The organism is Streptomyces sp. NPDC102278 (assembly GCF_044766345.1).
Lineage (GTDB): Bacteria > Actinomycetota > Actinomycetes > Streptomycetales > Streptomycetaceae > Streptomyces.
In genome coordinates this window covers 285383-303877 of record NZ_JBIWLV010000003.1, presented here as the reverse complement: position 1 = coordinate 303877, position 18495 = coordinate 285383, and the positions used below count along the sequence as shown (strand labels likewise).

Here is an 18495-nt window from a genome sequence, read left to right as displayed (position 1 = left end):
GCCTTCGGGCTGTCGCTTGCCCAGTGGTTCTTCTCCTTGTGCGGGGCTCCGCGGCTCGCGCGTCGCCCTGAGGTCTGGTGAGCCTGCCGGCCACGCCCCACCGGCCGGCTCACCCCTGCCGTTCGTGGAGGGAGATCTCGGGGGCGGGCGTGTTGCCTGCGGCTTTCGTACTACCCAGAGTACGCGCCCGTGACCTCACCGGTTCCCCGGGAGGACCGCCGAACAGCGCCCGTCGCACTTCGGCCCGCGCTTCGCGCACCGCGGTGCGCGAGGTCCGCCACACCTCCCGGACCAGGTGGCCGACGGGAGTGGCGATGCGCCGGTGGGCCCAACGGGCGGGCCGGACCACGAGCCCGCGCCACAGTCGCACCAGACCGCGGCCCAGGGCCCGACTGATCCGGCCGGCCAGGTACCAGGCTCCGCGCAGCAGGTGCCCGAGGGGGGTGAGGACGTACGTGTACAGCCCGCGGCCGACCGGGGCGAGCACGTACCGGTAGGCGCCTACGGCGACGGGGGTGACGACGTACCGCCACAGGGCCACCCAGGGCCACACGAACAGTGCCCTGGCCAACCATCCGAGACCCGCGCCGATCCACCGCGCCGACCAGGCCGCGCCCCGCCCGACCGGCGCCAGGACATGGCGCCACAGAGCCACCCAGGGCCAGACGAACAGTGCCTTGCCCAGGAGCGGCAGGAGGCGGCCGAGCCCGTGCCCGAGGGGGGTGAGCAGGTGGGCGTACGCGGTGCGGGCCAGCCGGGAGATCCCCTGGCCGGCGGGCCGGAGCAGGTACCGCAGCAGCGCGCCGCCGATCGGGGCGAGCACGTGGGTGGTCAGGGCGCGCCCGAGCCGGGCCAGGCCCTGCCCGACCGGGGCCAGGACGTAACGCCCCAGTCCCACCCAGGGCCAGACGAACACCAGCTTCAGCAGGGTCACGAGGACCAGGCCGAGGGCGCGCGCCACCGGCCGGAGGACCTTGCGGTGGCACCAGGCCAGGCCGCGGCCGACCGGTCCGAGCAGGCGCCGGTTCAGCATCCGGCCGAACGCCACGAGCAGGTCCCACACCACCCGTACGGGCAGTACGACGAGCACGGCCACGATCTTCACGGGGATGCGGACGACGCCGACGAGGCAGCCCTCGCCGCCGTTCGCCGGTCGCCCCTTGTCGAGTTCCATGAAGGTAGGGACACGGGACAGGCCCCCACCGTTGCGGGTGGGGGCCTGTCGAGACCGAGGTGTTACCGGGTGTGACCGGGGAGTGTCATCCGACGACCGTCCTCACGGCCGTCGGGTCACCGACTCCGTACGACGGTCACTTCACGACCGTGAGCGGCAGCAGCTTCTTGCCGGTGGGGCCGATCTGGATGTCCAGGTCGAGTTGCGGGCACACGCCGCAGTCGAAGCACGGGGTCCAGCGGCAGTCCTCGACCTCGGTCTCGTCGAGGGCGTCCTGCCAGTCCTCCCAGAGCCAGTCCTTGTCGAGACCGGAGTCGAGGTGGTCCCAGGGCAGGACCTCCTCGTAGGTGCGCTCGCGGGTGGTGTACCAGGCGACGTCCACGCCGTACGCGGGCAGCGTCTTCTCGGCGGCCTGCATCCAGCGGTCGTAGCTGAAGTGCTCGCGCCAGCCGTCGAAGCGACCGCCGGACTCGTACACGGCACGGATGACGTCGCCGATGCGACGGTCGCCGCGGGAGAGCAGGCCCTCGACGATGCCGGGCTTGCCGTCGTGGTAGCGGAAGCCGATGGCGCGGCCGTACTTCTTGTCGCCGCGGAGCTTGTCGCGGAGCTTGCCGAGGCGGGCGTCCGTCTCCTCGGCCGACAGCTGGGGCGCCCACTGGAACGGGGTGTGCGGCTTGGGCACGAACCCGCCGATGGACACCGTGCAGCGGATGTCGTTCTGCCCGGAGACCTCGCGGCCCTTGGCGATGACGTTGACCGCCATGTCGCCGATCTGGAGCACGTCCTCGTCGGTCTCGGTCGGCAGCCCGACCATGAAGTACAGCTTCACCTGGCGCCAGCCGTTGCCGTACGCGGTGGCGACGGTGCGGATCAGGTCCTCTTCCGAGACCATCTTGTTGATGACCTTGCGCATGCGCTCGGAGCCGCCCTCGGGGGCGAAGGTCAGACCGGAGCGACGACCGTTGCGGGTCAGCTCGTTGGCCAGGTCCACGTTGAAGGCGTCCACGCGGGTCGACGGGAGGGACAGGCCCACCTTGTCGTCGGTGTAGCGGTCGGCCAGGCCCTTGGCGATGTCGGCGATCTCGGTGTGGTCCGCGGAGGAGAGCGACAGGAGGCCGACCTCCTCGAAACCGGTCGCCTTGAGGCCCTTCTCCACCATCTCGCCGATGCCGGTGATGCTTCGCTCCCGCACGGGGCGCGTGATCATGCCGGCCTGGCAGAAACGGCAGCCGCGGGTGCAGCCGCGGAAGATCTCCACGGACATCCGCTCGTGGACGGTCTCGGCGAGCGGGACCAGCGGCTGCTTGGGGTAGGGCCACTCGTCGAGGTCCATGACGGTGTGCTTGGAGACGCGCCACGGCACGCCGGAGCGGTTCGGGACGACGCGGCCGATGCGGCCGTCGGGCAGGTACTCGACGTCGTAGAAGCCCGGGACGTAGACGCCGCCGGTCTTCGCGAGGCGCAGCAGGACCTCTTCGCGTCCGCCCGGGCGGCCCTCCGCCTTCCAGGCACGGATGATCTCGGTCATGTCGAGGACGGCCTGCTCGCCGTCTCCGATGACCGCGCAGTCGATGAACTCCGCGATCGGCTCGGGGTTGAAGGCCGCGTGGCCGCCCGCGAGGACGATGGGGTGGTCGATCGTGCGGTTGCGGGCCTCCAGCGGGATGCCCGCGAGGTCCAGCGCCGTCAGCATGTTGGTGTAGCCGAGCTCGGTGGAGAAGGAGAGCCCGAAGACGTCGAAGTCACCGACGGGGCGGTGGGAGTCGACGGTGAACTGCGGGACCTTGTGCTCGCGCATCAGCTCTTCGAGGTCCGGCCACACGCTGTAGGTGCGTTCCGCGAGGACGCCCTCCCGCTCGTTCAGCACCTCGTAAAGGATCATGACGCCCTGGTTGGGCAGACCGACCTCGTACGCGTCCGGGTACATGAGCGCCCAGCGGACGTCCGTGCTCTCCCAGGGCTTCACGGTGGAGTTCAGCTCACCACCGACGTACTGGATGGGCTTCTGCACATGCGGGAGCAGAGCTTCGAGCTGTGGGAAGACCGACTCGGACATCACGCGACTTTCGTGAAGCGGGCAGGGGGCGACTCTCAAGCGTACCCCGAGGCTCGGCAGCCGTCCGCCGCCAAGATCACCGCTATCCGCCGAGGTCCGTCCGTGCGCGTACCTTCGCCGCCTTGCCCCAGACCTCCGGGAGCCGCTGTTCGCTCCGCTCGGCCAGCGCCTCCTCGCGGGCGTACAACAGGCCCCAGGTGAAGGACGACTCGCCCGCGAGGGACGCCTGGACGGCCATCTCGCGCAGGACCTCGCGGGCGACCACGCCGTCCTGGTGGTCACCGAGCAGGGTCTGGACCTTCTTGGCCGCCTTGGACAGGCGTGCGGCGGGTTTGCCGAGGGCGGGTACGGCCGCGTCCGCCGCGTAGCGGGCCCGTTTGGCGGCCTTGCGGGCGGCGTGCAGGGCCAGGTCGCGGTCGTGCCCGGGGGTGAGGTCGAGCGCCGCCTCGACCCGGCCGGCGAGCCGTTCGAAGTCGTGCGTCACCGCCTGGGGCAATACGCCCTCGGCCGGGCGTCCGGCGGCCTTGCGCAGGGGCGGATCGGCCAGCAGGGCGTCGAGGGCGTCCAGCAGGGCGAGGTACCGGTCGCTGTCGAGCGCGGCCAGGGCCTTCTGCCGCGCGGCGTGGCCGCGCGTGGTGTCCCAGACGCGCAGCCGGCCGCGGACCGGGCCGAGCCGCAGGGTGTCGGGGAGTTCGCCGAGGTGCGCCAGGAGGCGTTCTGCCATGACCTCCTGGTCGCGGGCGACGCCGAGTTCGGCGGCGAGCCGGCGCAGTTCCTCCCCGAGCGGGTCGGTGGCCTCCCGGTCGAGGACCTTCCGGTACGTCTTGAAGGCGCTGCGCATCCGCCGCATGGCGACCCGCATCTGGTGCACGGAGTCGGGCAGGTCACGGCGGACGGCGGGGTCCTGGGCGACCAGGGTGTCGCGCTGTTCGCGCAGGTACGCGAGCACCCGCGCGCCGGCCGTGTCCTCGTCGGGGCCGGCCTCGGTCCGGGTGGGGGGCGCGCCCGTCTCCGTGAGCGCCCGGGCCAGCTTCGAGGGGGCTTCGCTGACCCGCAGGCCCTCTTCGTGGAACCGTTGTTCGACGGCGTCGAGCAGGTCCGGGTCCACCCCGTCGGCGAGTTCCACCTCCACCTCGGTCCAGGTGGCCTTGGCCTTGCCCCGGCGGGCCCGGACCGTGTCGGTGGACAGTTCCGCGAGCACGGCCCCGTCGGCGTCGAGCAGGTGGCTGATCTCGCGGGAGGAGCGCAGCCGTACCTGTGGCTCCAGGCGGCCGTCGCGCACCCGGGAGCGGACCAGTTCGGCGAGCCGGTCGGGCACGGTGTCGCTGAGCGGTGCCCGGACCTCGTCGCGGACGTCCGGGGAGACGGGGAGTTTGAGGTGCCAGCCGGCGTCGGCGCCGCCGGTGCGGCGGCGCAGGGTCAGCCCGTCGGCGGCGAGCCGCTGGTCGGGGGTGTCCCAGTAGACGGCGTCGAGGTCCACGGTGCCCTGTCGGGAGACGGTCTCGACGCCCGCCGTGCCCGTGAGGTCCGGCACCGGGGGGTGGTCGGCCCGGGCCGCTCGGCGGCCGGAGCGGCCGGACCGGCCGGGGGAGCCCGGGTCTCTCCCCCGATCCGCGTCGGCGTGCGTGAACTCGAATTTCCGCTCGATCTCGCGCTTCGTCTCGGCCATACGTCGAATCTAGCCCCGTCCGGCCTTCGGCGAGAAGGTCGGCAGGGGCCAAACCCGCCGCCCGGGTGATCAGGCCGAAAGCGGCCGTTGCACCCGGATCGACTGCAACAACCCCACCGCGATCCACACGGCGAACATCGAGGATCCTCCGTAGGACACGAACGGCAGCGGCAGTCCCGCGACCGGCATGATGCCCAGCGTCATCCCGATGTTCTCGAAGGCCTGGAAGGCGAACCAGGCGATGATCCCGGCGCAGACGATCGTTCCGTACAGCTCGGTGGTCTCGCGGGCGATGATGCAGGCGCGCCACAGCACGATGCCCAGCAGTACCAGGATCAGGCCGGCCCCGATGAAGCCCAGTTCCTCCCCCGCGACCGTGAACACGAAGTCGGTCTGCTGCTCCGGCACGAACTGGCCGGTGGTCTGCGAGCCCTTGAAGAGGCCCGAGCCGGTCAGTCCGCCGGAGCCGATCGCGATGCGCGCCTGGTTCGTGTTGTAGCCGACGCCGGCCGGGTCGAGTTCCGGGTTGGCGAAGGCGGCGAAGCGGTTGATCTGGTACTCGTCGAGGACGCCGAGCTGCCAGATCAGGACGGCCCCGCCGGCGCCCGCGCCGATGAGGCCCAGCACCCAGCGGTTGGAGGCGCCGGAGGCCAGCAGCACGCCGAGGACGATGACGACCATCACCATGACCGAGCCCAGGTCGGGCATCAGCATGACGATGCCCATCGGGGCGGCGGCCAGGCACAGTGCCTTGACCACGGTGCGGTGGTCGGGGTGGGCGAGGTCGCCCGCGTCCACCCGGGTCGCCAGCAGCATCGCCATGACCAGGATGATCGTGATCTTGACGAACTCGGAGGGCTGGATGGAGAATCCGCCGCCGATCACGATCCACGCGTGCGCGCCGTTGATGGTCGCGCCGAGCGGGGTGAGCACGGCGATGATCAGCAGCAGCGAGAGCCCGTAGAGGAACGGGACCGCGCCGCGCAGGGTGCGGTGTCCGAGCCAGATCGTGCCGATCATCAGCACCAGGCCGATGCCGGTGTTCAGGGCGTGCCGGAAGAGGAAGTAGTACGGGTCCCCCTGGTTCAGGGAGGTCCGGTTGCGGGTCGCCGACCACACCAGCATGGAGCCGATGAAGGACAGCGCCAGTGCGCAGAGGAGTATCGGCCAGTCGAGCCGGCGCACCACCGAGTCGCGGGCGGTGAGTTTGGCCATGGCTCCGCGTTCCGGGGCGTACCGGGATACGGAGAACTTGTTCGCGGTCTGCATCAGTCCTGCCTTGCTGCGGGCGGTGCGGGCGGCCCGGCGAGCGCGGGCACCTCCTCCGGGGACGGCGGCACGTAGGGCCTGACCACGGGGGCGTCGATGGATCCGTCGGGTTGGATGGTCGGCAGGTTCGCCTCCGGCTTGATCAACAGGGCGCTCTTCACGTCCTGCTTGCCGGCCATGTCCAGACCGTAGATGGCGTTGTACACGTTGCGCACGGCGGGGCCGGAGGCGCCGGAGCCGGTACCACCCTGGGAGATCGTCATGACGATCGTGAAGTCCGACGTGTAGGTGGCGAACCAGGAGGTCGTCTGCTTGCCGTAGACCTCGGCGGTGCCGGTCTTGGCGTGCATCGGGATCTCCTTCTGCGGCCAACCGCCGAAGCGCCAGGCGGCGGTGCCCTCGGTGGCGACGCCGGCGAGGGCGCCGTCCATCTTGCGGAGGGTCTCCGGCGTGACGGGCAGCCGGCCGTGGGCGCGCGGCGGGATCTTCTCGACCCGCTTGCCGTCGGCGCTGATGACCGCCTTGCCGAGGGTCGGGTTCCACATGGTGCCGCCGTTGGCGATGGCCGCGTAGATGGTGGCCATCTGGATCGGCGTGACGAGGGTGTCGCCCTGGCCGATGGAGTAGTTGACGGCGTCACCGGCGCGCATCAGGTTGCCTTCGAGGCAGTTCTCGTAGGACAGCAGCTCGACGTAGGTGCCGCCCTTCTTGCCGGTCTTGCACCACCCGTCCTTGTTGGCCGCCCAGAACCGCTGCTTCCACTGGCGGTCCGGGACCCGGCCCTTCTCCTCGCCCGGCAGGTCCACGCCGGTCTCGGCGCCGAGACCGAACTGGTGGGCGGTCTTGTAGAAGATCTCGGCCGGGTGCTTCTTCGGCTTGAGCCCGCCGTCCTTCAACCACTGCTGGTGGCCGAGGGCGTAGAAGACGGTGTCGCAGGAGACCTCCAGCGCCCGGCCGAGGGTGATGGAGCCGTGGCCCTGGGACTCGAAGTTCTTGAAGACCTGTCCGCCGATGGAGTACGAACTGGGGCAGGGGTACTCGCCGTCGAACTTGTACCCGGCGTTGACCGCGGCGGCGGTCGGGATGACCTTGAAGATGGAGCCCGGCGCGGCCTGGCCCTGGATCGCCCGGTTCATCAGCGGGACGTTGGAGTCCTTGGCGGTCAGCTTCGCGTAGTCCTTGGCGGAGATCCCGCCGACCCAGACGTTCGGGTCGTAGGTCGGGTTGGAGGCCATGGCGACGACGCGGCCGGTCTTGGACTCCAGGACGACGATGGCGCCCGCGTCGGCCTTGTAGGGAACGCCCGTGTTGCGGTCGATCTGCTTGCGGGCCTCGACCATGGCCGCGTTCAGCTCGAACTCGGCGACGGCCTGGACGCGCGCGTCGATGCTGGTCACGAGGTTGGCGCCGGGGATCGCGGGATCGTTGCGGGCCATGCCGATGACCCGACCGAGGTTGTCCACCTCGTAGCGGGTCACGCCGGACTTGCCGCGCAGCGCCTTGTCGTACGTGCGTTCCAGGCCGAAGCGGCCCACCTGGTCGGAGCGCAGGAAGGGCGAGTTGGTGTCCTTCGCCCGGGTGATCTCGCCGTCGGTGACCGGGGAGAGGTAGCCCAGCGCCTGTCCGGTGTTGGCGCCGCCGGGGGCGGCGTAGCGGCGGACGGCGGTGGGCTCGGCGGTGATCCCGGGGAATTCCTCGGGCCGTTCGCGGATCTGCAGGGCCTGCTGGGTGGTGGCCTTGTTGGTGACCGGGATCGGCTGGTAGGGGGAGCCGTTCCAGCAGGGCTGGGGGGTCCGCGAGTCGCAGAGCCGGACCTTGTCCATGACGTCCTGCGGGGTCATGTCCAGCACGTCCGAGAGCCGGGTGAGGACCCCCTTGCCCTTGTCCTTCATCTTCATCAGTTCGGTGCGGCTGGCGGAGACGACCAGCCGGGTCTCGTTGTCGGCGAGAGCGACCCCGCGCGCGTCGAGGATCGAACCGCGCACGGCCGGCTGGACCACCTGCTGGACGTGGTTGTTCTTCGCCTCGTGGTAGTACTCGTCGCCGTTGCGGATCTGGAGGTACCAGAGGCGCCCGCCGAGGGTGAGGAGCAGGGAGAAGACGAGCACTTGGATGATGACGAGTCGGATCCGCACCCGGGAGGTGCGGTCCGTGTCGGGGGTGTTGCTCACGCCTTCTCCTCCCTCACAGTTTCTTGACGCTCTTCACACCCTTGACGCCCTTTATGCGGCCGGCCCGGTTGGCGCGTCCGCGTGCGGTCTTCAGCCGCAGTCCACCGCGCTGGCTGCCGATGCGCAGCCCCGTGCCGCCGGCCAGCCAGCCGGAGGACACGTCCTTGCCCTGGGGCGGGCCGCCGCCGGCCTCGACGGCCATCGGGTCGTTCTCGGCGCGCCGGGCGAGCGCCATGATGAACGGCACGGTGAAGGGCGCGAGCAGCAGGTCGTAGAGCGTCGCCGTGAACAGCAGGCCGGCCAGGCCGACGTGGCGGGCGGCGGTGTCCCCGACGAGGGCGCCGACGCCCGCGTACAGCAGGGTGGAACCGATCGCGGCGGCGACGACGGTCAGCATCGGCCCCCAGGCGGAGCGGAACCGCCCGTTGTCCGGGCGGGCCAGGCCGACGAGGTAGCCGATGAGGCACAGCACGAGCGCGTACCGGCCGGCGGCGTGGTCGGCGGGCGGCGCCAGGTCCGCGAGCAGGCCGGCGCCGAAGCCGATGACGGCCCCGCCGAGGTGTCCGTAGACCAGGGCGAGGGCCACGACGGTGAGGAGGACCAGGTCGGGTACCGCGCCGGGCAGTTGAAGCCTGCCGAGAACGGAGACCTGGACCACGAGGGCGACCACGACGAGCGTGGCCGAGAGCAGGATCCGGTTGAAACGCATGGCGATCAGCTCCTACTCGTCGTCCGGCTTGCCGGGCACACTGGCGGACGGGGTGACCGTGACGGTGACCGTCGGGGTGGGCTTGGGGCCCGCGGGCTTGGGCGGGAGGACCGCGTCGCGCGGGTCCTCGCGCGGCGGCATCACGACGACGCCGACGATGTCCAGGCGCGAGAAGCCCACGAACGGGCGCACCCAGACGGTACGGGTGAGGTCTCCGCGCGAGGGGTCCACCTTGACCACCTCGCCGATCGGCACGCCGGGCACGAACGGCTTGTTGCCGCGCGAGCCGAAGGTGACGAGCCGGTCGCCGGCGTTGATCTTGGCCTTGCCGTTGAGCATCTGCACGGACAGGGCGCGGTCGCCCTGACCGGTGGCGAAGCCGAGTTCGCCGGTCTTCTCCAGCCGGGTGCCGACGGTGAAGTCGGGGTCGTTGGCGAGGACCACGGTGGCGGTGTCGGGGCCGACGGTGGCGACCCGGCCGACGAGGCCCTCCCCGTTCAGGACGGTCATGTCGCGCTCGATGCCGTCCTTGGTGCCGGCGTCGATGGTGACGGTCCAGGAGAAGCCCTGGGCCGCTCCTATCGCGATGACCTCGGCGCCCTTGATCCCGTACTGTCCAGCGCCGGCCCGCTTGAGCATCTCGTCGAGCTCGCGGACGCGGCTGCGGTTCTGGTCGTCGCTGCCGAGCTTGGCCTTGAGCGCGGTGTTCTCGCGCTCCAGCGTCGCGATCCGGTTGTGGCGCTCGCCGGAGTCGCGTACGGCTCCTATGGCGTGGGCGACCGGATCCACCGCCGTCGCCACGCCCTTTTCGACGGGGCCGAAGACCGCTGCGGCGGCCTGTCGGGCACCGTCGACCGGTGACTCCTCGCCCGCTCTGATGTCCACCGTGATCAATGCGAACGCGATGGCGATCAGAAGCACCAGGAGCAGCCGGCTCTCTCGTGTGTCCCTCACGTGCGGCGGCCGTGCCTTCCTCGTAGATACCCGTGCGGCAGAGCCGCTCCGGTGAGACGTGCAGCTGTGATCGCACCGGACTGTTGCCTGTATATCAACGATCCGCCGCACCGGCGCGCTAGCACCCGTACGGCGGATCCTTGTGTTCCGCGTGCCCCGTGGACGGGGAGTCGATCACCGCCGGGGCTGGGCGTCCAGGACCTGCTGGAGCGCTTCGAACTCCTCCACGCACTTGCCGGAGCCGAGCGCGACCGAGTCGAGCGGATCCTCCGCGATGTGGATCGGCATGCCGGTCTCACGGCGCAGTCGTTCGTCCAGGCCGCGCAGCAGCGCGCCGCCGCCGGTCAGGACGATGCCGCGGTCCATGATGTCGCCGGACAGCTCCGGCGGGCACTTGTCCAGGGTCGTCTTGACCGCGTCCACGATGGCGTTGACCGGCTCCTCGATGGCCTTGCGGACCTCGGCGGCCGAGATCACGACCGTCTTCGGCAGTCCGGACACCAGGTCCCTGCCGCGGATCTCGGTGTGTTCGTCCTTGTCGAGGTCGTACGCCGAACCGATGGTGATCTTGATCTGTTCGGCGGTGCGCTCACCGAGGAGGAGCGAGTACTCCTTCTTGATGTGCTGGATGATCGCGTTGTCGAGCTCGTCACCGGCCACCCGGATGGACTGCGCCGTGACGATTCCGCCGAGGGAGATGACGGCGACCTCGGTGGTGCCACCGCCGATGTCCACGACCATGTTGCCGGTGGCCTCGTGGACGGGCAGGCCCGAGCCGATGGCGGCGGCCATGGGCTCTTCGATGATGTGTACCTGGCGGGCGCCGGCCTGCGTGGACGCCTCGATGACGGCGCGTCGCTCCACTCCCGTGATGCCGGAGGGCACGCAGACCACGACGCGCGGACGCGCCAGGTAACGGCGCTTGTGGATCTTGAGGATGAAGTACCGGAGCATCCGCTCGGTGATCTCGAAGTCGGCGATCACGCCGTCCTTGAGGGGCCTGACGGCGACGATGTTGCCGGGCGTCCGGCCGATCATCTTCTTCGCCTCGGAGCCGACCGCCAGGATGCCACCGGTGTTCGTGTTGATGGCGACCACGGACGGCTCGTTCAGGACGATCCCCCGGCCCCTCACGTACACCAGCGTGTTGGCGGTCCCGAGGTCGATCGCCATGTCACGGCCGATGAACGACATAGTGTTCCCCTTGTTCCCCATGAGGAGCGTCTGGCCTTCCAGTTGATAGCGGCTGCTGTCAGGTCGGCGAGGTGGGTGTGTGGGTGGAGGCCCCATCGTAGTGCCGCAGGTACGGACATCGCGCGACGGGACTCCGGCAATCCCGCCGGAACGGAAACCCGCCCCCTTAGTGGTGACGTCGTGTCCTGCACATGCGTTCCCCGTCGGCGCCGGTAATACCGAAGGGCGACCGAAATTACTTCGGTCGCCCCAGGCAGTGAGCGCTATTCGGCTGATCTCGCGTCAGAAAAGACTGCGATGACAGGATTCCGCTTGGTGCGGGGAACGGCCTCAGAGCGCGGGGAAGAACAGCTTCAGCTCGCGCTCCGCGGACTCCTCGGAATCCGAGGCGTGGATCAGGTTCTCCCGGGTGATGGAACCGAAGTCGCCGCGGATCGAACCGGGCGCCGCGGCGATCGGGTCGGTCGGGCCGGCGAGCGCGCGGACACCCTCGATCACCCGCTCCCCCTCGACCACGAGGGCGACGACCGGGCCGCCGGACATGAAGCCCATGAGGGGCTCGTAGAACGGCTTGCCCTTGTGCTCGCCGTAGTGCGCCTCCAGGGTCTCCTGGTCGAGCGTGCGCAGCTCCAGCGCGGGAATGGTCCAGCCGGCCTTCCGCTCGATGCGGCCGATGATCTCGCCGATCAGGCCACGACGGACGGCGTCGGGCTTGAGCAGGACGAGCGTGCGCTGGGTCATGTGGTAACTCCTTGCGGCAAACGGGTGCGGTGGGACGAATCTACAGGTGCTCCGGAGCCGGTCGGCCCCCGCCGGGTGCCACCCGTCCCGGGGTGACGGAGCCGTGACCTCAGACCTGCGCCTCGTGCTCCGGATGGGCGGCCGCCCACCGGGCCTTCACGTCGTCGATGCGGCGCCCGTAGTGCACGGAGCACCACCACAGCCCGGCGAAAACCGCGCCGAGGAAGAACATCGTCGGCACCACGAAACCACTGAGGATCAGGCCCACCTGGAGGGCCCACCCCAACTGCACCGCGCCGGGCCGCGACAGCATCCCGCACAGCAGGACCGACAGCAGCATCGCGACGCCGCACACCGTCCACACGGTCGCCTGGGTCAGGTCCGGGTCCTTCATGGCCACCAGGCCCGCGAAACCGATCACGAAGAACTCGCCGATCAGCGTGCTCGCGCAGAGCGTGCGCATTCCCTCAGCCCCTCTTGAACAGCAGGCGGGCCTCGCCCACCGTGATCACCGAGCCGGTCACCAGGACCCCGGCCCCGCCGTATTCGGCCTCTTCCTCCGCCAGGGTGATCGCCGCCTCCAGGGCGTCGTCCAGCCTCGGCTCCACCTGCACGCGGTCGGCCCCGAAGACCTCCACCGCCACACCCGCCAGCTCGTCGGCCGACATCGCCCGGTGACTGGAGTTCTCCGTGACCACGATCTCGGCGAAGATCGGCTCGAAGGCCTCCAGGACCCCCTTGACGTCCTTGCCCTCGCTGGCGGCCATGACCCCGATCAGCCGGCTGAAGCCGAACGCCTCGGTGACGGCCTCGGCGGTGACCTGGGCCCCCGCCGGGTTGTGCGCCGCGTCCAGGACCACCGTGGGGCTGCGCCGGACGACCTCCATGCGGCCCGGCGAGGTCACCGAGGCGAAGGCCTTGCGCACGGTGTCCGTGTCCAGCTCGCGCGCGTGCTCCGCGCCGACCCCGAAGAAGGCCTCGACCGCCGCCAGCGCCACGGCCGCGTTGTGCGCCATGTGGGCGCCGTACAGCGGGAGGAAGATGCCGTCGTACTCGCCGCCCACGCCGCGCAGCGTCAGCATCTGGCCGCCGACCGCCACCTCGCGGGAGACGACACCGAACTCCATGCCCTCGCGGGCCACGGTCGCGTCGACTTCGACGGCCTTCTTCAGCAGCACCTGCGCCGCGTCGACCGGCTGTTGCGCCAGGATGACGGTGGCGTCCTGCTTGATGACGCCACCCTTCTCCCGCGCGATCTCGCCGGGGGTGGAACCGAGCCGGTCGGTGTGGTCGAGGCTGATCGGGGTGACCACGGCGACCACGCCGTCGATCACGTTGGTGGCGTCCCAGGTGCCGCCCATGCCGACCTCGACGACCGCCACGTCCACGGGGGCGTCCGCGAAGGCCGCGTAGGCCATGCCGGTGAGCACCTCGAAGAACGACAGCCGGTACTCCTCGGCGGCGTCGACCATCTCCACGTACGGCTTGACGTCGTGGTAGGTCTCCACGAACCGCTCCGCGCTGATCGGCGCACCGTCCAGGCTGATCCGCTCGGTGACCGACTGCACGTGCGGGCTGGTGTAGCGCCCGGTGCGCAGCTCGAAGGCGTTCAGCAGGGCCTCGATCATGCGGGCCGTGCTGGTCTTGCCGTTGGTGCCGGTGACGTGGATGGACGGGTACGCGCGCTGCGGCTCGCCCAGTACGTCCATCAGCGCGGCGATCCGCGAGACCGACGGCTCCAGCTTCGTCTCGCCCCAGCGGCCGGCCAGTTCCTGCTCCACCTCCTGCAGCGCCTTGGCCGCCTCCGGGTCGGTGGGGACGGCGGGCACCTGGTCACCCAGCGGCGCTCCGCCGTGTGCGCGCAGGGTGCGACTGCCGGCCTCGATCACCGCCAGGTCGGGGTCGCGGTCGGACTCCTCCGCGATGATCTGGTCGAACGCGTCGATCCCGTCGAAGGGGCGGCCCGGTTCGTCGGGGCCATGGCTCTCGGGCTGCTGCTCACTCACGGGCCCAGTCTACGGACGAGGACCCGCCTGACTTTCGGCCCGGCCGTTTCAGGACGTTCGGCGATCAAAGCGACCGGATCGTTATGCAAGCCTTGCGGACAGGAGATAGGGGAACAAATACCGCAGGCGGGCAGCAACAAGACGAATTCCAGCCGTGACGTGGGGATCGACCTGGGGACCGCGAACACGCTCGTCTACGCCCGGGGGCACGGAATCGTCCTCAATGAGCCGTCCGTGGTCGCCGTGAAGGCTGGCACGACCATCGCGCCGGCCTTGGGGACCGAGGCCAAGGAGACCATCGGCCGCACTCCCGGCTCGACGTCATGGAACACGGTCCCCGGCCGAGGTCTGACCGGATCCGAAGGGAAACCTAGCCGCGGGGAAGCGTGGCGATCACCACGTACGACTCGTCGGTCCGCTTCGCCTTCAGGGTTCCGCCCAGGCTGCGGACGCGTTCCGACATGCTCGCCGTGCCCGAGCCCGCCGAGACGGGGGCGAGGGTCGGGGTGCGGTCCGGGAGGCTGTTGATGACGGCGATCCGCAGGTGCGGACCGGCGGCCTCGATCGACACGTCGACGATCTCGCCCCGGGCGTGCTTGGCCGCGTTGGTGAGGCACTCCTGCACCACCCGGTAGACCGCCGCCTGCCGCAGCGGTGACACCTCGTGCACCTCGGGGTCCATCACCAGCCGGACGGGCGAACCGGCCCGTCCGCTCTCCTGCGCCAGCGCCGCCAGCCCCTCGACGCCGGGGGTCGCGGAAGGGCCCCCGCGCTGCACGATGATCTCGTTCAGCACCAGGTGGGCGCGGCGCGCGGTGTCGGCCAGCTCCTCGAAGTCCTTCGCGTACGCCGTCTCGCGCGCCCGCGTCGACAGCACCTCGGAGCGCACGGTCAGCAGGGTCAGCTCCCGTCCGACGAAGTCGTGCACGTCCCGGGCGACGGAGGTGCGCTCCTGCTGGACGGCCTGCAGGACGGCCGACTCGGCCCGGCGGACGTCGAGCTCCCGCACCAGGTCGTGCCGGTACGCGGCGATCCCGACGGCCGAGGCGAGCACCCCGATGGGCACGACCAGGCTGAGGAAGGAACTGAGGCTCTGCGCCCGCGGCTCGGGCCATCCCGGCACGCTGAACACGGCCAGCGCGAACGCCACGTACCCGAAGGTGGCCAGGATCCCGGCCCGCCGGCCGCGGTAGCGGCCGACCGAGTACAGGGCGAACTGGATCAGCGTCAGCTCGTGCAGCCAGCCGACGAACAGCAGGGCGGTGACATACGCGAGCCAGGGCATGCGGCGGCGCACCAGCAGGCTCGCGCAGCCCGCGGTGAGGACGGCGGCGGCCATCCAGCCGTTGAGCGAGTTGTCGGCGGCGGCCAGACCCGGCAGGTCCAGCGCCATCAGCGCGAGGCAGCTCAGGGCGGTCAGGACGTCCATCGCGCGCGGGGACCCGGCCCAGCCCTCGCTGAGCCGGCGGCCGGTGGCCGCGGCTTGGCGGAGCGCCGAGACGACGGGCTTGGCGTGCATGTCACCCATCATCCGTGGTGAGCGGCCCGGATCGAATCAGGTGACAGGGCATAAGAAGTGATTTGCGGCACTCGGGATGATTTTCGGCAGGGCCGGACGACTCCACCGGTACGCCGGACGACCCCACCGGCGCGCCGTCCGGCCGTCCGCCCGTCCGGCCGTTCCGGCGGGCCGGTGTACGGCAGCGTGTACGGCGAAGGCCCCCACACCGGCCGACGGTGTGGGGGCCTTCGCCGTGCTCGGCCGGCCGCTACGCGGGCGGCAGCGCTTCCAGCTGGGCCTGGATCCGGGTGATGTCCGACTCGGCCTTGGCGAGCCGGCCCTTGATCTTGTCCACGACGTTGTCGGGCGCCTTGGCCAGGAAGGCCTCGTTGCCGAGCTTGCCCTCTGCCTGCTGCTTCTCCTTCTCCGCCGCGACCAGGTCCTTCGACAGCCGCTTGCGCTCGGCGGCCACGTCGATGGTGCCCGACAGGTCGAGCGCGACGGTGGCGCCGCCGACCGGCAGGGTCGCGGTGGCGCTGAACTCCTCGCCCTCCGGCAGGAGGCGCAGCAGCTGCCGGATCGCACCCTCGTGCGCGGCCAGCGCGGTACCGGCCAGGTCGAGCCGGGCCGGGACCTTCTGGCCCGGCTGCAGGCCCTGGTCGGCGCGGAAGCGGCGGACCTCGGTGACGACGGCCTGGAGGTTCTCGATCTCCCGCTCGGCCGCCTCGTCGCGGAAGCCGCTGTCCTTGGGCCAGTCGGCGATGACGAGGGACTCGCCACCGGTGAGCGTGGTCCACAGGGTTTCGGTGACGAAGGGGACCACGGGGTGCAGCAGGCGCAGCGTGACGTCGAGGACCTCGCCGAGGACGCGGCCGGAGACCTTGGCGCCCTCGCCGCCCGCGAAGAACGTCGTCTTCGACAGCTCGACGTACCAGTCGAAGACCTCGTCCCACGCGAAGTGGTAGAGGGCCTCGCTGAGCTTCGAGAACTGGAAGTCCTCGTAGTACGCGTCCACCTGCTCGACGGTCTTGTTCAGCCGCGACAGGATCCAGCGGTCGGTCGCCGACATCTGCTCGGGGGCCGGCAGCTCGCCCTCGACGGTGGCGCCGTTCATCAGCGCGAAGCGGGTGGCGTTCCAGATCTTGTTGGCGAAGTTCCGGGACGCCTGGACCCAGTCCTCGCCGATCGGGACGTCGGTGCCGGGGTTGGCGCCCTTGGCGAGGGTGAACCGGACGGCGTCGGAGCCGTACTTGTCCATCCAGTCGAGCGGGTCGACGACGTTGCCGAAGGACTTCGACATCTTCTTGCCGCGCTCGTCGCGGACCAGGCCGGTTAGCGCGATCGTCTTGAAGGGGACCTCGCCGTCCATGGCGTACAGACCGAACATCATCATCCGGGCGACCCAGAAGAAGATGATGTCGTGGCCGGTGACCAGGACGTCGGTGGAGTAGAACTTCTTCAGGTCCGGGGTCTTCTCCGGCCAGCCGAGCGTGGAGAACGGCCACAGGCCGGAGGAGAACCACGTGTCGAGGACGTCGGTGTCCTGGGTCCAGCCCTCACCGGTCGGGATCTCGTCGTCCGGTCCGACGCAGACGATCTGACCCTCCGGGCCGTACCAGATCGGGATCCGGTGGCCCCACCACAGCTGGCGCGAGATGCACCAGTCGTTGAGGTTGTCGACCCAGTCGAAGTAGCGCTTCTCCATCTCGCGCGGGTGGATCGCGACCCGGCCGTCACGGACCGCGTCGCCGGCCGCCGTGGCGAGCGGCTTGACGCCGACCCACCACTGGAGCGACAGACGCGGCTCGACGGTGGTGCTGCAACGCGAGCAGTGCCCGACGGAGTGCTGGTACGGACGCTTCTCGGCGACGATGCGACCCTGCTCGCGCAGCGCGCCGACGACGGCCGAACGGGCCTCGAAGCGGTCCAGTCCCTGGAAGGGACCGTGGACGGTGATGACGCCCCGCTCGTCCATGATCGTCAGGGATTCGAGGTCGTGGCGCTGACCGATCGCGAAGTCGTTCGGGTCGTGCGCGGGCGTCACCTTGACGGCGCCGGTGCCGAACTCCGGGTCGACGTGCGTGTCGGCGACGATCGGGATGGTCCGGTCGGTCAGCGGCAGCTTGATCCGGGTGCCGACGAGGTGCTTGTACCGCTCGTCGTCGGGGTGGACGGCGACGGCGGTGTCGCCGAGCATCGTCTCGGCGCGGGTCGTCGCGACGACGAGGCTGTCCTCTCCCTCTCCGTAGCGGATGGAGACCAGCTCGCCGGCGTCGTCCTGGTACTCCACCTCGATGTCGGAGATGGCGGTCAGACAGCGGGGGCACCAGTTGATGATGCGCTCGGCCCGGTAGATCAGGCCGTCGTCGTAGAGCTTCTTGAAGATGGTCTGGACGGCCTTGGACAGGCCCTCGTCCATGGTGAAGCGCTCGCGCGACCAGTCGACGCCGTCGCCGAGGCGACGCATCTGGCCGAGGATCTTGCCGCCGTACTCTTCCTTCCACTGCCAGACGCGCTCGATGAACTCCTCGCGGCCCAGGTCGTGGCGGGACTTGCCCTCCTCGGCGAGCTGCTGCTCGACCTTGTTCTGGGTGGCGATGCCGGCGTGGTCCATGCCCGGCAGCCACAGCGCCTCGTAACCCTGCATCCGCTTGCGGCGGGTGAGGGCGTCCATGAGCGTGTGCTGGAAGGCGTGTCCCAGGTGGAGCGAGCCGGTGACGTTCGGCGGCGGGATGACGATGGTGTACGGGGGCTTCTCGCTCGCCGGATCGGCGGTGAAGTAACCGCGCTCCACCCAGCGCTCGTAGAGCTCTCCCTCTACCTCGGCCGGTGCGTACTGGGTCGGCAGTTCGGAGGTGGGGGCGCTGGGTGTCTGCGTGTTCTCGGTCACGGGGCACAGGATACGGGCGGCGCCGCCCCGGCCACGAATCCATTCCGTCCCCGGGCCCGCTCCCGGCCGAGCGCGCGGTTCGGGGCGTCCCGGCGTCGTGGTTCCGTAACGCCTGGGGCCCCGGCGGCCGGAACCCGCCGTCCTTCCGTCAGGATGAG

General features: G+C 70.4%; 13 protein-coding genes and 1 pseudogene. 1 reads left to right on the top strand and 13 read right to left on the bottom strand.

Annotated features, from left to right (window positions below; all coding sequences use genetic code 11):
• Nucleotides 1-109: 109 nt before the first annotated feature.
• From ACIRO3_RS10430 to ACIRO3_RS10380, 11 genes are all read right to left on the bottom strand, one after another.
• Nucleotides 110-1174 (bottom strand): hypothetical protein, encoded by a 1065-nt coding sequence (locus ACIRO3_RS10430; protein ID WP_404134682.1) that lies wholly within the window; start codon nucleotides 1172-1174, stop codon nucleotides 110-112.
• Nucleotides 1175-1310: 136 nt separating this feature from the next.
• Nucleotides 1311-3236 (bottom strand): TIGR03960 family B12-binding radical SAM protein, encoded by a 1926-nt coding sequence (locus tag ACIRO3_RS10425; RefSeq protein ID WP_361774243.1) that lies wholly within the window; start codon nucleotides 3234-3236, stop codon nucleotides 1311-1313.
• 79 nt (nucleotides 3237-3315) lie between these two features.
• Nucleotides 3316-4902 carry a CHAD domain-containing protein gene (locus tag ACIRO3_RS10420; protein WP_404134678.1) on the bottom strand — a complete coding sequence of 529 codons (1587 nt, stop codon included), beginning with the start codon at nucleotides 4900-4902 and terminating at the stop codon, nucleotides 3316-3318.
• Nucleotides 4903-4971: 69 nt separating this feature from the next.
• Nucleotides 4972-6171, bottom strand: a complete 1200-nt coding sequence (gene rodA, locus ACIRO3_RS10415; RefSeq protein WP_361774249.1) for a rod shape-determining protein RodA — start codon at nucleotides 6169-6171, stop codon at nucleotides 4972-4974.
• Nucleotides 6171-8342 carry a penicillin-binding protein 2 gene (gene mrdA / locus ACIRO3_RS10410; protein WP_361774252.1) on the bottom strand — a complete coding sequence of 724 codons (2172 nt, stop codon included), beginning with the start codon at nucleotides 8340-8342 and terminating at the stop codon, nucleotides 6171-6173. The genes rodA and mrdA overlap by 1 nt, the downstream gene beginning before the upstream one ends.
• A gap of 13 nt (nucleotides 8343-8355) precedes the next feature.
• The gene (gene mreD / locus ACIRO3_RS10405) at nucleotides 8356-9051 is read right to left on the bottom strand and encodes a rod shape-determining protein MreD (RefSeq protein ID WP_361774255.1); all 696 of its coding nucleotides are present in this window, start codon (nucleotides 9049-9051) and stop codon (nucleotides 8356-8358) included.
• A gap of 12 nt (nucleotides 9052-9063) precedes the next feature.
• Nucleotides 9064-10005 (bottom strand): rod shape-determining protein MreC, encoded by a 942-nt coding sequence (mreC, locus tag ACIRO3_RS10400; protein ID WP_361774258.1) that lies wholly within the window; start codon nucleotides 10003-10005, stop codon nucleotides 9064-9066.
• Between the two features lie 174 nt (nucleotides 10006-10179).
• Nucleotides 10180-11199, bottom strand: a complete 1020-nt coding sequence (locus ACIRO3_RS10395; RefSeq protein WP_008738981.1) for a rod shape-determining protein — start codon at nucleotides 11197-11199, stop codon at nucleotides 10180-10182.
• A gap of 330 nt (nucleotides 11200-11529) precedes the next feature.
• Entirely contained in the window at nucleotides 11530-11940 is a 411-nt protein-coding gene (gene ndk / locus ACIRO3_RS10390) for a nucleoside-diphosphate kinase (protein WP_361774261.1), read from the bottom strand.
• A 109-nt stretch (nucleotides 11941-12049) separates the two neighbouring features.
• Nucleotides 12050-12403, bottom strand: coding sequence for a DUF4233 domain-containing protein (locus ACIRO3_RS10385; protein ID WP_366150361.1), 354 nt, complete (start codon nucleotides 12401-12403; stop codon nucleotides 12050-12052).
• Between the two features lie 4 nt (nucleotides 12404-12407).
• A complete protein-coding gene (locus ACIRO3_RS10380) occupies nucleotides 12408-13946 on the bottom strand; it encodes a bifunctional folylpolyglutamate synthase/dihydrofolate synthase (protein WP_404134670.1) in 1539 nt (512 codons plus the stop codon).
• A 117-nt stretch (nucleotides 13947-14063) separates the two neighbouring features.
• On the opposite strand from ACIRO3_RS10380, the pseudogene ACIRO3_RS10375 reads away from it, so the two are divergent.
• Nucleotides 14064-14264 (top strand): annotated as a pseudogene (locus tag ACIRO3_RS10375) (rod shape-determining protein); the annotation flags it as partial.
• 52 nt (nucleotides 14265-14316) lie between these two features.
• On the opposite strand, the gene ACIRO3_RS10370 reads toward ACIRO3_RS10375, so the two are convergent.
• Complete coding sequence (locus ACIRO3_RS10370; protein WP_361774267.1) at nucleotides 14317-15465, bottom strand: histidine kinase; 1149 nt, start codon at nucleotides 15463-15465, stop codon at nucleotides 14317-14319.
• Between the two features lie 250 nt (nucleotides 15466-15715).
• Nucleotides 15716-18337 (bottom strand): valine--tRNA ligase, encoded by a 2622-nt coding sequence (locus ACIRO3_RS10365; RefSeq protein WP_404134667.1) that lies wholly within the window; start codon nucleotides 18335-18337, stop codon nucleotides 15716-15718.
• Nucleotides 18338-18495: the final 158 nt, after the last annotated feature.